At 63.8% G+C, this 14,615-nt stretch carries 12 protein-coding genes and 2 pseudogenes; 7 read left to right on the top strand and 7 right to left on the bottom strand.

The window, feature by feature from the left end; genetic code table 11:
- The 5 genes and pseudogenes from EOA33_RS08125 to EOA33_RS08105 all read left to right on the top strand — a co-directional run.
- Positions 1-370: TIM barrel protein (locus EOA33_RS08125; protein ID WP_145989089.1), on the top strand; the 370-nt coding region annotated here is incomplete at its 5' end.
- A gap of 124 nt (positions 371-494) precedes the next feature.
- Positions 495-980 (top strand): hypothetical protein, encoded by a 486-nt coding sequence (locus tag EOA33_RS08120; protein ID WP_127405398.1) that lies wholly within the window; start codon positions 495-497, stop codon positions 978-980.
- 173 nt (positions 981-1,153) lie between these two features.
- Positions 1,154-2,593 carry an aldehyde dehydrogenase family protein gene (locus EOA33_RS08115; RefSeq protein ID WP_127405397.1) on the top strand — a complete coding sequence of 480 codons (1,440 nt, stop codon included), beginning with the start codon at positions 1,154-1,156 and terminating at the stop codon, positions 2,591-2,593.
- Between the two features lie 41 nt (positions 2,594-2,634).
- A pseudogene (locus tag EOA33_RS08110) lies at positions 2,635-3,223 on the top strand (DUF1349 domain-containing protein).
- 99 nt (positions 3,224-3,322) lie between these two features.
- The gene (locus EOA33_RS08105) at positions 3,323-4,300 is read left to right on the top strand and encodes a glycosyltransferase family 10 fucosyltransferase (protein WP_127405396.1); all 978 of its coding nucleotides are present in this window, start codon (positions 3,323-3,325) and stop codon (positions 4,298-4,300) included.
- A 97-nt stretch (positions 4,301-4,397) separates the two neighbouring features.
- Here the strand turns inward: EOA33_RS08105 and EOA33_RS08100 are convergent, their stop codons facing one another.
- A complete protein-coding gene (locus tag EOA33_RS08100) occupies positions 4,398-5,558 on the bottom strand; it encodes a glycosyltransferase family 4 protein (RefSeq protein ID WP_245482273.1) in 1,161 nt (386 codons plus the stop codon).
- Positions 5,559-5,743: 185 nt separating this feature from the next.
- On the bottom strand, positions 5,744-6,196 hold the full coding sequence (locus EOA33_RS08095; protein ID WP_126056869.1) for a TIR domain-containing protein: 453 nt from the start codon (positions 6,194-6,196) through the stop codon (positions 5,744-5,746).
- 467 nt (positions 6,197-6,663) lie between these two features.
- On the opposite strand from EOA33_RS08095, the gene EOA33_RS08090 reads away from it, so the two are divergent.
- Positions 6,664-7,932, top strand: coding sequence for an O-antigen ligase (locus EOA33_RS08090; RefSeq protein WP_126056868.1), 1,269 nt, complete (start codon positions 6,664-6,666; stop codon positions 7,930-7,932).
- A gap of 29 nt (positions 7,933-7,961) precedes the next feature.
- On the opposite strand, the gene EOA33_RS08085 is transcribed toward EOA33_RS08090, so the two are convergent.
- From EOA33_RS08085 to EOA33_RS08075, 3 genes are all read right to left on the bottom strand, one after another.
- Complete coding sequence (locus EOA33_RS08085) at positions 7,962-9,053, bottom strand: acyltransferase (RefSeq protein WP_127405395.1); 1,092 nt, start codon at positions 9,051-9,053, stop codon at positions 7,962-7,964.
- Between the two features lie 111 nt (positions 9,054-9,164).
- Positions 9,165-10,385, bottom strand: coding sequence for a polysaccharide biosynthesis/export family protein (locus EOA33_RS08080; RefSeq protein ID WP_127405399.1), 1,221 nt, complete (start codon positions 10,383-10,385; stop codon positions 9,165-9,167).
- 173 nt (positions 10,386-10,558) lie between these two features.
- Positions 10,559-11,236, bottom strand: a complete 678-nt coding sequence (locus tag EOA33_RS08075) for a sugar transferase (RefSeq protein WP_127405394.1) — start codon at positions 11,234-11,236, stop codon at positions 10,559-10,561.
- A 608-nt stretch (positions 11,237-11,844) separates the two neighbouring features.
- Here EOA33_RS08075 and EOA33_RS08070 point away from each other — a divergent pair.
- Entirely contained in the window at positions 11,845-12,117 is a 273-nt protein-coding gene (locus tag EOA33_RS08070) for an exopolysaccharide production repressor exox (RefSeq protein ID WP_126056865.1), read from the top strand.
- A gap of 35 nt (positions 12,118-12,152) precedes the next feature.
- On the opposite strand, the gene EOA33_RS08065 is transcribed toward EOA33_RS08070, so the two are convergent.
- Together EOA33_RS08065 and EOA33_RS08060 are read right to left on the bottom strand one after the other, a co-directional pair.
- Positions 12,153-14,003: an ABC transporter ATP-binding protein gene (locus EOA33_RS08065; RefSeq protein ID WP_127405393.1), complete on the bottom strand. Its 1,851-nt coding sequence runs from the start codon at positions 14,001-14,003 to the stop codon at positions 12,153-12,155.
- A gap of 8 nt (positions 14,004-14,011) precedes the next feature.
- Positions 14,012-14,615 (bottom strand): annotated as a pseudogene (locus tag EOA33_RS08060) (serine kinase); the annotation flags it as partial.

Raw genomic sequence — 14,615 nt, 5'->3', positions numbered from 1 at the left:
CTTCCTGCACCTCGATTCCTTCCACATGAACATCGAGGAGGCCGATGCCGGACTGGCCATCCGCAACGCCGCCGGCAAAATCGGCTATGTTCATATCGGCGAGAGCCATCGCGGCTTCCTCGGCACCGGCAGCATCGACTTCGCCGCGATCTTCGATGCGCTGACCGCCATTGGCTATAGCGACGACCTCAGCTTCGAATCCTTCTCCTCGGAGATCGTCGACGAGAACCTGTCGAAGAAGACGGCGATCTGGCGCAATCTGTGGACAGACAATATGGAGCTCGCCCGCCATGCCCGCCGCTTCATCGCGGTCGGGCTGGAGACGGCGCGGCGCAAGGCCGAGCTGGTCACGGCGACGCAGAAGCCCTGAGGCTCTGGCTGGCACCTACCGCTGCCTTGAAGCTTGCGGGTAATTTTACGAGCGCATTCGATTAAGATCGTTCCCTGTTTGATTCGTCCCCGGTCATGGCCCGGAGAGGAGGAGCAGGAACGGCATGAGCAAGGCCCTTACCACTTTCGCGTTGGTCGCGGTGCTCACCGCTCTGCTCATGGCGCTTTCGCTGGCGGTCGCCAGGCACGGCTATCCCTACGGCGCTTTCGGCGTGAAACGCCTCGACGGCATCGCCGATGCCGGCTCCTTCATTCCGCTAGCCGCCGTCTATTTCTTCAGCGCGCTTCTGATGATGATCCTGCCGCTGCGCGCCGCCAGCATCGTGCTGACCAACGCCGCCGACGCGCTGTTCTGGGCGACGGTTGCGCTGTTTGCCACCATCGTCGGCTCCCTCGTCGCCAGATGGGCCTTCGGCCAGGGCGGCGTGCTGTGGGCGCTGGTCAACTGGCGGTTCCTGTTCGTCGCCGCCATCGTCGCGGCCCATTTCGCCATGAACGAGCTGCGCCGCAATATCCTGTTGAGAAGCCTGTTCTTCGTCGTCTTTGCCGCGGCGACGCTGGCCTGCCTGTTCTGGACCTTCCAGGCCTGACCATCCATATCCCGTTTCGGCAAGGCGACAGGCGCGGGCTTTCATCGGCCCGCGCCATCGGCTATTCCGGTCCATGACCGCCTTCTCGCTGTCATCATTTGTCTGATAAATGGCTTGACTGAGAGATGACCGCGGCGGACAAGGCCGCCAGCAAAGCTTCACAAGGAAAGACCATGACCCTGTTTCGTAAGAACCTCATCGATGGCGAATGGGTGGGCGAGGCCGGCTCCCGCAACATCAACCCCTCCAACACCGGTGATGTCGTCGGTGAATATGCCTCCGCCGGCGCAGGCGAGGCGCGTCAGGCCATCGCCGCCGCCAAGGCGGCCTTTCCGGCCTGGTCGCGCTCGGCGCCGCTCGCCCGCCACGCGGTGCTGAAGAAAACGTCGGATGAGATCATGGCCCGCAAGGACGAGATCGGCCGCAGCCTGGCGCGCGAGGAAGGCAAGACGCTCGCCGAAGGCATTGGCGAGACGATCCGGGCCGCCCAGCTTTTCGACTTCTTCGCCGGCGAGACGCTGCGCCTGTCGGGCGAGTTGGTGCCGAGCGTGCGGCCCGGCGTCGGCGTCGAGATGACCCGCGAAGGCGTCGGCGTGGTCGGCATCATCACGCCCTGGAATTTCCCGATCGCCATCCCGGCCTGGAAGATCGCGCCGGCGCTGGCCCACGGCAACACCATCGTCTTCAAGCCGGCCGAGCTGGTGCCGGAGAGCGCCTGGACCATCGTCGACATCCTGCACCGCGCCGGCCTGCCCAAGGGTGTGCTCAACCTGGTCATGGGCAAGGGCTCGGTGGTCGGCCAGGCCATGCTCGACAGCCCGGACGTCAACGCCATCTCCTTCACCGGCTCGGTCGGCACGGGAAAACGCGTCGCCGCCGCCAGCGTCGAGCACATGCGCAAGTTCCAGCTCGAAATGGGCGGCAAGAACCCGCTCGTCGTGCTCGATGACGCCGATCTGGCGGTCGCCGTCGATTGCGCCCTCAACGGCGCCTATTTCTCCACCGGCCAGCGCTGCACGGCGTCCTCGCGCCTGGTGGTGACCGATGGCATCCACGACCGCTTCGTCGAGGCGCTGAAGGAGCGCATGGAGAAGCTCGTCGTCGGCGATGCGCTCGACGCCAAGACCCAGATCGGTCCGGTCGTCGACGCCACACAGTTGAAGCAGGACGAGGACTACATCGCCATCGGCCGCCAGGAAGGCGCCGAGCTTGCCTTCGGCGGCGAGCGGCTGGGTCGCGAGACGCCGGGCTTCTACCTTCAGCCGGCGCTGTTTGTCGGCGCCAGCAATGCCATGCGCATCTCGCGGGAGGAGATCTTCGGCCCGGTCGCCAACGTCATCCGGGTCAAGGATTATGACGAGGCCCTCGCTGTCGCCAACGACACGCCGTTCGGCCTGACCTCCGGAATCTGCACCGCCAGCCTGAAGCACGCGACGCATTTCAAGCGCAATTCTGAAGCCGGCATGGTCATGGTCAACCTGCCGACCGCCGGCGTCGACTTCCATGTGCCGTTCGGCGGCCGCAAGGGCTCGAGCTACGGACCGCGCGAGCAGGGCCGCTACGCCATGGAGTTCTACACCACGGTGAAGACGGCCTATACATTCGCCGGCTAACTAAAACGGCGACGGCGCGAGCGCGAACCAGGCAGGCGAGCATGTCGACGGCAGACTGGAATGCGGACCTGACTTGGCTCAACCCGCCGCCGCATCATTCCTTTGCCGGTAGCACCGTGCAGGTGCGCACCGGCAAGGAGACCGACTTCTGGCGCGAGACCTTCTATGGCTTCCGGCGCGACAACGGCCATTTCCTCCATCGGCCGGTCGCTGGCGATTTCAGCGCCGAGGTCACGGTCAAGGGCGACTATCGGGTGCTCTACGACCAGGCCGGCCTGATGGTGCGACTGAGCGAAACGCACTGGATCAAGGCCGGTATCGAGTACACCGACGGGGGTGGCCTATTTCTCGGTCGTCGTCACCAACGATGCCTCCGACTGGTCGCTGGTCGGCATCGCTGCCGATCCCAACGGCGTCAGGATCCGCCTGACCCGCCACGCCGAGACCATCCGCGTCCAGTATCTGGACGCCGCCGACGGCCACTGGAAGCCGGTGCGGCTCGCCTATTTCCCGCCGTCGAAGTCGGTCGATGTCGGCATGATGTGCTGCTCGCCGCAGCGCGAAGGCTTCGAGGTCAGCTTCTCGGATTTTTCGATCGGTCCGCCGATCCCAAGGGAACTGCACGACTGAGACGCTTCGAGCCCGCCCGCCGCGGCGGTAAGGACGTTCTTTCCCAAGCTCGGGCCGCAAGGGTATATGAAAGAAATTCCCACGCGCCGAAAGTCTCCTATGCCGTCAGGCCATCCGCTCATCCTCTTCTACACGACCTTCTTCGGCAAGCCGGTCGACATAGCGGCCATCCCCGCTTGCGCGGTGCCCGTCGAATGGACCAATGACCGCCGCCGCCTTGCCGAAGCCGCGGCGGTGGTGTTCCACCTTCCGGATTACCGCGAGATCGGCGACGCCCGCAAATATCCCGGCCAGACATGGGTCGCGTGGTCGATGGAGAACCCGCAGAACTATCCGCGCGCCGCCGCTCCCGGCTTTATGCGGCATTTCGACCTCACGATGACGCACGAGTCCGGATCGGACATCTGGACACCCTATCTCCAGAACGCGAGCTGGTGGGAGGCGATACGCAACAGCGCGATACCCTCCAAGACCGAGAGCGCTCCGGTGGTGCGTTTCCAGTCCGCGAGCATCGATCTCAGCGGCCGTGGGGCGTTCGCAGCCGAGCTTGCCGGGCATATCGGCGTCGATTCTTATGGCCGCTATCGTCCCACGCGACAGATCGAAGGCCCCGATCTCGGATCGCAGACCAAGATCGAGACCATAGCGCGATACCACTTCTGCCTGGCGCTGGAGAATTCGATCGCGCCCGACTACGTCACCGAGAAGATCTTCGATCCGCTCTGTGCAGGCAGCGTGCCGGTCTATCTCGGCGCCCCCAACGTCGGCGAGTTCGTCCCTGCCAATTCCTACATCGACGCGACGGCGTTCGGCACGCCGGCCGAGCTTGCCGCCTATCTCCGCCATCTGCTGGAGACGCCCAGCGCCTATGAGGCCTATTTCGCCTGGCGCTCGCAACCGCTGCCGGAGTCGATCGCCAGCCGCCTGCCTCTCCTGGAAACGCCGGCGAAATGCCGGCTGGCCGAGCTCGTCCATCAGCGCATGCAGCAGGGCCTGTCGCCGGGCTGGCCGTCGCTGCCGTTCGGCGGCGTCTCCTTCCTGCGCACCAAGCTGCGCCGCTGGCGGAAGTCTCGTTGACGCCGCAGGGCCCGGCTGTTCACATGGCCCGTGGAGGGCCTTGAACTTCGCAAGGTCTGCCGGCACGGTCATCGTCGACAAAAGGTAGGGGCAGCCGTCATTTGTGCTCGTCGTCGAGCCGAAGCCCGTGGCGAACCGCATCGCCGATGGCTTGCGGCCCGAACCGTGACCACACAGCTGCATGAGCTTGGGTCCGCTGCCTGGCCATGCGGGGCGGGTCCATGCACAGCGCGATGGCCTTCTCTGCCAGCCTTTCGTCCTCGTCGGACAGCAACACCTCTTCATCCTCGGCCAGGTCCAGGCCCTCGGCCGCCAGCCGCGTCGCCAGCACGGGAACGCCGAAGGCCATCGCCTCGAGGATCTTGATGCGCGTGCCGCCGCCGGATGAAAGCGGAACGAGGCAAAGGTGAGCCTTGGCCAATAACGGCCTTGTGTCATCCGGATCCTCGATGAGCGAAACGCCTTCCAGACCGGCCAGCGCCCGCACGGCCGGCATAGGCGAGCGTCCTGCAAGGACAACATTCGCCTGCGGCAGCGCCTGCCGGATGAGCGGCAGGATGTTGCGGACCAGCCGTTCGGCGGCCTCGATGTTAGGCTGGTATCCGAGATGGCCGACGAACAGGATGACTGGAAAGCCGTCTGAAAATGCGGGCTGCGCCGGCAATACCCTCGCAATGGCCTCGGCCCGTGGAATGCCGTTGGCGACGATGTCGATCGGCACCGTGCCGGAAGACGATGGCTCGAGTCTGTCGCGGTCAAGGCGCGAGCAGACCCAGATCCTGTCGACGATCCTCGCGGCCTCTCGTTCGAGGCGTTTGAGATCAGGCGCGGTGACCAGGGTGCCGTGGGCCCGTTCCAGCTGTCCGGCGAGATTCGATTCGACATTGTGCATGTCGAGGACGAGTTGCTCGGTCAGCGGCCGCAAAGGCCGAAGCAACCTGAACAGTGCAATGCCCTCGACGACGATCGTGTCCGGGCGGAACTCGCGGGCAAGCGCCTTGAGGCGGGCGAGCGCCCGGCGTGGAATCCGGCTCTCGCCCTTGGCTCGCCGCCAGCCCAGCCACGGGCCGCGCATTTCGCCCGCTTTGGTCAGGGCAACCACACCAATATTGCTGTCGAGCGGCTGCGCTTCGTCGGTCCGCGGACAGATCGAGACGAGGCGGACCCGCCCGAGTTCAGCTGCCGCCGTGGCATTGCCGAAATTCCGCAGATCGGCGCCCGATGTCGGTGGAAAGGCCGGGTCGTGGCAGACGATCAAGGTCCGGTGCTTCCCAAGCGCCGGCAGCGGCGTGGCCGGAGCCCTGGGCGGAACCAGCTGCCCGATGCGGACGCGGTACAGCCATGCCTTCCAGGCTCGGCCCAGAACCTGGTGGGGGCGAACGGCGCGCATCAGCAGCCGGAGACGCTGCAAGGCAGTCGGGGGAAGACCACTGCGCCCTGGCTTTAGAGGTTCTTGATCGACGTCCAATGGCTTAGCCGCTCCGCGATCAACGCCATGCGACGCTGATTGTCGTTCCCGTCCAGGATGGTCACGTCCTCCGGATCGGCGCGCAGATAGACGCCGGACGTGCGTGCATTTACTTCCGAGTTCGTATCCGATCGTGTCGTGAAGTATCCGCCGGCCTCGAACACATTGTCGCGCGGCGAAGCCTGGGCGGGAACGGTAGGGGCCGATTCCGGCTGGCTCGCGCTCGTCCATTCGTCCTGGGCGAACACGAAAGCGGCGAAGTCGACCTCGCGCGCAAGCTCGAGCAGGCGCCCCAGCGTGGTCGTCCCGGGATTGAAAACAGTTGTCCAGGGCTCGACATGGGCAATCTCCTCGAGGCCGCGCGTCAGCGCCTGCAACAGCTTCTTCTGCTTTCCGGAGGACCCCAGGAAGATTCGCGGTTTGGCCATCCATTTCCTCCAGCAAAGCGACTCACCTTAGCGTATGCGGACGGCCTTCCCCATTGCAACGGCAGCTGGCGTCGATGACATGCCGGCTGTTATGGCTCCGTCCGATGTTGGAAGAACTGCAGGAACAGTTCCCGCGGTGTTCCTGTGCTCGGACGCCGCCAGGGCATCACCATGGAAAACATCCAGATCACCGGCGACGCCCTGTGGTAGGAACAGGCATCGCGCAGGGTTCGCCGGCCAGGGCTCAACCACGCGCCGTCGCCGCATTCGCGCCATGCGTCTGTGCAATATGGCTTTCGGGCACTTGTTTGCCCGCGACAACATTTGTCGTTGAGTGCCGCGCGATAGGACGGTAAGTTATATTGCACTGCACAATGGAAGCCCGGATCGGGGAATGCCCGGGGCTTCGCACCGGCCTTTGACAGCCCGCTCCCGAGGGCTCAGCGAAAGAGATATCCGGTAGGGATATGAAGATTCCAAAGTCCTTGTTGATCGATCCGGAAAGGAATGCCGTCTATGGCACCTTCGCCGTTGCCATCTCGGTCTTCGCCTTTGCCTATTCCACCAATTTCGGCAAGGTGCTCATCCTCGCCTATTATGCAGTCTGGCTGCCGCTGATCCTGGTCGACTACCGGCGGTTCCTGCGGCATCTCTCCGATGCCTGGCTGCCGCTGCTGTTCGCCGCCTACATCTGCTTCTCGGTGTTCTGGTCGCATGCGCCCGGCACAACGGCGCGCGCGGCACTGCAGTATTTCTCGCACATATTGTGCGCCTATGTCGCCGCGCGCACGGTCAGTGTCCGCACGCTGGTCGTCGGCTCGCTGATCGGCATCTTCGTCGTGCTGCTCTATTCGCTGCGTGTCGGCGGCTACGCGCTCGACACGATTGACGGGACCACCAATTTCGTCGGTGCCTTCGGCTCCAAGAACCAGGTCGGCTTCTTCGCCTCGCTCGGCCTCTATTTCTGCTTTGTCTTTGCCATCTTCTACCGGCGCGGCTGGCAAAGCCTGGTCTGGACGGCGCCGATCGGCCTGCTGTCGCTGTATATGCTGGCGATCGCCCATTCCGCCACCTCGGTGGCGTCGCTGCCGGCGGCCGTCGGCGTCGTCCTTCTGCTCGCCGTGAGCAAGGTGCTGTCGCGCCGCTATCGGCGGGTGCTGTTCACGGTCGGCGCCTGCGCGCTGGTCGGCGCGGTCATGGCCGCGCTCAATCTTGGCCTGCTCGATTTCGTGCTCGGCATCTTCGGCAAGGACTCGACGCTCACCGGACGCACCTATCTGTGGGAGCAGGGATGGGAGGCCGCGCAGCAGTTCCCGATCCTCGGCTATGGCTACGCCGCCTACTGGGTGCAGGGCTTCGCCGAGGCCGAGCGGCTATGGGCCGAGTTCTACATCACCACCCGCACCGGCTTCCACTTCCACAACACCTATATCGAGACCCTGGTCGAACTCGGCTTTGTCGGTGTGACGCTGATCGCGATGGTCATCCTGCGGTCGTTCTGGGGACATGTCTCGTCGGTGGTCTTCCGCGACTGGCGCGCCGATTCGGTCGTGCTGGCGGGCGCGGTGGGTCTCATGCTGCTCCGCTCCTTTTTCGAGGTCGAGATTCTCGGCCCGTATTTCACCGCCTCCTTCATCGTCTATTACGGCCTGTTCAAGCTGCGCCCGGCGCCCTCGGCGGTTCGCCCGCAGCGCGCGTGCGTCGCGATCCACGAAGCGAAGCCCGCAAGCGGCTGACGCCGGTTCGGCGGCGAGAGAAGGGCGGTTCAGGCGATGGCGCGCGAGCGCTGCATCTGCCGCTGCAGGAAGCGCCGCACCGGCTCATCATAGATGCGCGTCGCAATGTCGGAGATGACGATCACCACGATCGCCATGGCGATGCCGAACCAGGGATGATTAGCGAACGGATCGATCGAGACGGCCTTGCCCGCTCCAGCGATGATCATCAGCATCGGCGTGTGAATGATGTAGATCGGGTAGGAGATCCGCCCGAGCCAGCTGTAGAGCTTCGACAGGCGCGGTGAGGTGGCCGCCACCGCCCCGACCGTCACCATGACCGGGAACAAAAGCACCACGCAGATCAGATCATAGGCGGCGCGTGCGCTGCCGCCTGCCGGCGCGATGGCGAAGATCACCAGCGTCAGCGCGAGCGCGATCTCGACCCAGTAGCCGCGCTGCAGGAAGCCGAAGCTCCCCTGATAGTGCGCCATGGATCGGCAGAGCAACACGCCGAGAAAGAACGAGAAGGTAACGCGCGGCAGGCCGCTGGCGATGGTCGCGCCGGTCATGCCGAAATCGAGCGTGCCGGAGAGCATCGCGGCAAGAACAAGCAAGGCCAGGCTGCCGGTGATCAGGCCCAAGAGCACCCGCTTCGACAGGACGAAGAACAGCAGCACATAGGCGATGTTCACCAGCAATTCAAAGAACAGCGACCAGAATGCGGGGTTGAGCGGGAAGATCGTGTGGTAGGCGTCGCCAACCAGCGGGATGAACAGCATGCCCGTCGTCAGCATCAGGGCGACATCGGATAACGGCATGTATTCGCCGGGCATTAGCCTGTTCTTGATCAGCAGGTAGAAGGCGCCGAGCAGCGTGCCGGCCAGATAGAGCGGATAGAGCCGTATCAGCCGGACCAGCAGGAAGGTGCCGAACCCCATCCCGCTCTCGATCTTGCGGTCATAGGCGTGCGCGATGACGAAACCGCTGAGCAGGAAGAACAGGTCGACAGCCAGATAGCTCGACGGCAGCACCTTGCCGTCAGCGATGAACGGCGAGAAGTGGTAGAGCATGACGCTGATCGCCGCCACGCCGCGCAACGCGTCGAGATTGAGGTAGATGTGACGGGTTGCCGGCTGCATTCGTGGCCTTCATCAGCGGATCGCTGCGCGACTTCTGCAGCTGCCCAGCGCCCCGCGGGGCTGCTTTCTCAATTCTTGCCGGCGCTCGCCCGCGCCATACATGCCGATCGCCTACTGGCTGGCCATCGGCGCCAGCTTCACTTTGATCACGTCCCCAGGCTGCACCGGCGTATCCTCGGTCGCCGCGACCTCGGTCGTCTTGCCGTTGACCACCCGAACCAGCGCGTAAAGCAGGGCGGGTTGATCGCTGTTGGTCATGGCTGCCTGCGTGGCGGGGTCCGAGGCCACGGTCATCAGGCCCTTTTGCATGCCCACCCTGAGTTCTGCTTCTTTCAGGTCGGTTTCGACTTGCTGGCGGTCGGAGGCGAGGCTCGATCTCAGCGTGTTTTCGGCGTCGGTAGCGTCCTGCGTCGCCTTGCTGATCGACTGTTTGGCGGTAAGGATCGCCGTCTCGTAGTCCAGGATCTGCCCCTGCAGGTCGGCGATCGTCTGTTCCGAATTCAGCACCCGCGTCTGCACGACGAGGCCCTTCTGCGCCAGCGCTCCGACGCTGTCGAGCTGTTCCTTGGCGAGGTCCACCTGGCGCTGCTGGTTGATGATCTTCTTCTGCAGCGACTCGATCTCGTTTTGCAGAAGGTTCTTCAGATCGTCCAGCGCCTGCAGCTTCAACTTGAGCTTCTTCTGATCGGACGTCAGCACAGCCATCTCGTCGGCGACGATCGTCGCCACCTTCGGATCGTCGGCGACTTCCTTCGGCGCCTCGAACGTCGTCTTGTCGGCGAGCTCGGCGTCGATGCGGGCGCGCCTGACGACGAGGCGAAGCCGCTGGTCGTCGTAGATGTCGTAGTTGCCTTTGGCGGTGATCAGGTCGCGATCCTGCTGCGGGCCATTCTCCGCGTTGCGGCGGATGCCGCCTGCGACGCTGATCGCCTTCAGCACGGTCAGTTCCGGCACATAGGGAAATTGCCCGGGACTCTGCACCTCGCCGGAAATGTAAAATGGCCGGAACTGCACCATTTCCACCGAAGCTTCCGGCCTGTCCGAAAGCGCCAGCTTACGCTGTAGCGTCTCGCTGATCGCCGCGGCGATCTCGGCGGTGGTCTTGCCGGCGGCGGGCAATTCTCCCGCGAACGGAACCGACAGGGTCCCGGCCGGGCCGACCGAATACTCGCCATTGATGGCCGACCAGTCGCGGAACGTGCCCTCGACCGTCTGCCATTCGGCGATTCGGATGTTGAGCTTGTCCTGCGGCCCAAGCTGATAGTCGCCGGCCATGGCAGGGACAGCCAGCAAAAGCGCAAGGCCGGCGACAGCAAGCCGCGCCGGCATCATGGGGCGCGACAGACGGCTGTCGCGAAGGAGTCCGAATATGTCTGTTTTCAACTGAACGTTTCCGATCCGCTTGCCCCATCGCCCGATGAGCTTGCTGCCGGACGCCCGATCCGATGCGAGACGGCGTCCCAATCGAAGGCTGCCGTGCTCCTTGCGGAGCCCGGCCTTGCGGCTCAGTAGCTGCCGCGCGACATCCATACTGCAGGCACTGTCTTGAAGATGATGCGAATGTCCTCGAACAGCGACCAGTTCTCGACATAATGACGATCGAAGGCGACGCGGCTGTCATAGGACACGTCGTTGCGGCCGCTGACCTGCCACAGCCCGGTAAGACCCGGACGTGACTTCAAATAGTAGACCGCGGCGCTGCCATAAATTTCCAGCTCGTCGCGCACGACGGGGCGCGGCCCGACTAGGCTCATGTCGCCCTGCAGGATGTTGATGATCTGGGGCAGCTCGTCGAGGCTGAGTTTCCGCAGCACCTGGCCGACGCGGGTAACGCGCGGGTCGTTCTTCAGCTTGCGCGTCGCGATCCACTCGGCATTGGCTTCCGGATTGGCGGCAAGATGTGCGGTCAGAACCCGCTCGCCGTCTTGCACCATGGTGCGGAACTTGAGGCACGGGAAAATCCGGCCGCCGCGGCCGATGCGCTTGTGGCCATAGAAGATGGTCCCGCCGTCCGACAACTTGACGAGCAGCGCGACCATCAAGAACAGCGGGCTGAGCAGCACCAGGCCAGCCAGCGAACCGACGATATCGAAACCACGCTTAAGAAGCCCGCCGATCGGTGGCGGAAAATCAATGCCGGCGTGCGAAAAACCCGCATCGGCCGACTTGGCAATATCCCTCATGCCGCAACTCCATACGTTGAACGAATGGTTTACGGCACGATATCAAAAAAATGTTGCAGCGCAACACACAATTTCCCATCACGATGAAATAGTCACGTCATGAATTGACTAAATAATAAACGTGCCCTGCCCAAAAATTCACCTTTATGGCGCGTTTGTGACAAACTATGAGCAACGTAAGGAAATGTAGTGCCTTTTTGAGGCCGATTTTGGGCGAATCGTTCTTTGTCGCAGAGGGGATTGCCATAACTCACCCCAGAATCACTCACTTGGCCAAGTTATTCGAGTTAAATACTAATTAATATTGCGGATTCTACTGCAGCAAAATCTGCTTTCCGCAATCGGCTGTGGAGCCGGCGTGTGCGACGCAGCATGCCAGAGTCGAACCCGAAAACCCATTCAAAATTATTTGTGCTTGGCCTTGCCCGAGGTATCCCGCCTTAATAGAGTCGCAAACTGTTCATGTTAGAGTTTGGATAGGTTGGGAAGGCCGGAAGCAACCGGCCGAAAAGCGAGCAGCAGGATAAGCTCGCGTGGCGCATGGGGAGATACTCGGGTGGGTAAGTCGTCACTTTTGCATGCTCGTGTCGGTTGATGGATCGACGGACATGTCACTTCCAAAGTTCATTGTCGGGATGCTGTTCGCCCTCGCGATCGTGATCTCGTGGTCCTATTTCGATGGCGCCTCGCTAGGCACGATCATGCTGCGCGCCGTGATCTGCGTCGCCATTAGTCAGGCCGGCTATTTTCTGCTGGTCTTTCTCATGGTTGCCAGGAGCGCGCCGACCGTGGCCGACAGGATGCGCGAGGCCGAAAGAGGCCTTGGCGCTCCAAAGGCTGCCAAAGGCGAGAAGTTCAGCGCCAGGCGCAGCATCCGTTAGCGCGGCGTCCTGCTGAAACCGCGAGGCGGGCGCGCTCAGCCGGCGTCGGCAACCTCTGGTTCCGCCTGCTCGCCCGACAGCATCCTGGACAGCCGGCTGCCGGATTTGGCCTTCAGGCGCTGATACTGCCCGACCTCGACGATGCGGCCGTTCTCGATGGCCACTACCCAATCGGCGAAGGCGATCATCGAAGGCCGGTGCGCAATGGTCAGGATTGTCATCGTGCCGCGCAGCCCGTCGATCGATTTGGCGATCAGCGACTGATTCTGCCAGTCGAGGGCGCTGGTCGCCTCGTCGAGGATGAGCAGCGATGGCTTGCGCAACAGCGCCCGCGCCAGCGCGATCCTCTGGCGTTCGCCACCCGAGAGCCGGATGCCGCGGTCGCCGACCACCGTGTCCAGCCGCTGCTCCAGCCCCTTGACGAAATCGGCCGCATGCGCCGCGCGCAACGCCGCCCACAGCTCCGCGTCGCTGGCTTGCGGCGCGGCAAGCCTGAGGTTCGCCGCGATCGTGTCGTGCAGCAGGAACACGTCCTGCGGCACATAGGCCACCTGGTCGCGCCAAAGCCTGCGGTTGTCCGGCCCGATCTCGACACCGTCGGCGAGGATCTTGCCTTGTGTCGGTTCGAGCAGGCCGAGCAGCATGTCGGCGATCGTGCTCTTGCCCGATCCTGAAGGGCCGATAAGGGCGGTGACCTTGCCGGCGGGAAGGCCGAAGGTGATGCCGCTGACCACAGGCTTGCCCTCCGCGGCATCGGCAAGGCCGGCATAGGCAAGCGAGACATCGCGTATGTCGAGCCCGACATCGAGGGTCAACCTCACGCCCTGCACGGCCTGGCTGGCCGCCGTCTCGCGCTCGGCGTCGAAGCGCCTCTGCAGGTCCTGCATCGAGGCGTAAGCGGGCAGGTTGATCAGCAATTGCTGTGCCTGCGTCTGCATGTCCATGAAGCGCGGCGCGATCCGCATGAAGACCAGAAGCAGCACGACGATTTCGGCCAGCGCGAGATGGAACCGGGTAAGCGCAATGTAGATGAACAGGCTGAGGCCGATGACGCTCGCCACCTGGAAAAAGGCCGTGCCGATCGTGCTGTTGCGCACATAGCTGATGTTGTCGGCCTTCATCTTCTCCAGTGTCGCCTGCAGCTGCGCGAAATAGCTCGCCTCGACATTCAGGCTCTTGGCCACCTTGATGCCGCCGAGGAATTCCGAGACGGTGCGGTACTGGTCCTGGCGATTGGCGGTGAGCACCCGGCCATAGGTCGTCGCGCGCGAGCGGAACGGCCGCAGCGCCACGAACATCAGCACGCCGATGACGATGGCGAACGAGTTCATCACCGGCGAGATGAACAGCGACACCGCGAGATAACCGGCCAGTAGCACGGCGGTTTGCACCAGCATCAGCAGCGAGAAGGCGGCGGCCTGTATGCGATCGATGTCGCCGGTCAACGCATGATCGAGATCAGAACTGCGTGTGCGCGCGAAAATGCCCCAGCGCGCTCTGCCGATGGCCTCGAACAGATCCATGCGCAGGCGGTTGACGAAGTCATAGAGCAGCCGCGCCATATAGACGGACTTGAAGCGGTTGAAGCCTGCCTGCAGCGCGACGAGGCCGACGAGCAGGCAAAGCACCGTCGCCAGCCCAAGCGTCCCGCCAGGCACCAGCCAGGACAGGACAGGGTTGTCAGGCAGCCTGATCGCGAAATCCTGGTCGGATCTGCCGATAAGATGCAGCAGCGGGACGAGCAGCAGGATCGAGATGCCTTCGGTCAGGCTGCCCAGGATGAGGAAGACGAGCGCGATCCATGTCCGCCGCCCGCCGATCCGGGCCATAACGGCGCCGAAGCCGGCAATATCCCGAACCAGCGACAGGCGAAGGATTTTGGCCATGGCTCGTCTCACTCCGGCCTGTTGCCGGACGCCAGGTCCCGTTCGATCAGCGCGACAGCCTCGCCGATCCGGTTCAGCCCGGCCGGCACTTCGAGGCGATGCACGCCGATCCGGTTGGCCAGCCCCGCGCATTGGCGAAGATGCATGGCGGCGAAATCGCCGACCAGCGCGGCGCGGCCGAAGCGCGTCACGTAGGAGAATTTGATGAGTGCCGACAAGGCGCCAGGCCCCGCATGGGGCGAGATCGCCGCGCTGTCGCGGCGCTGGAGAATGTAGATCCGCGTTGCCGCAACCGCGCCGCGGGCAAATCCGCCATGCAGGCGGTGCTGCGCCTTGTCGATGGCCGGATGCGCCTGCGGGCGGATTTCCGCTTGCCGGATCGGGATGGCGGCGGCGGCATCGGCGGCGAGCTTCAGCTGCGGAAAGGCGGGAATGATCACCGGTCCGTCCGGCCTCGACATATCCACCGCCACGACATCGTCGGTCAGCAACCGGTGCCCGGCGCTGATCATCGCGCCGGCCGTAGTCGACTTGCCGGCGCCCTTGTCGCCCATGAAGATCGCGCTCCTGCCGCCGACGGCGATCGCACTGGCATGCAGCACGAGCAGGCCG

This window comes from Mesorhizobium sp. M4A.F.Ca.ET.050.02.1.1, assembly GCF_003997725.1.
Classification (GTDB): Bacteria; Pseudomonadota; Alphaproteobacteria; order Rhizobiales; family Rhizobiaceae; genus Mesorhizobium.
This window is presented reverse-complemented; position numbering and strand designations above follow the sequence as displayed.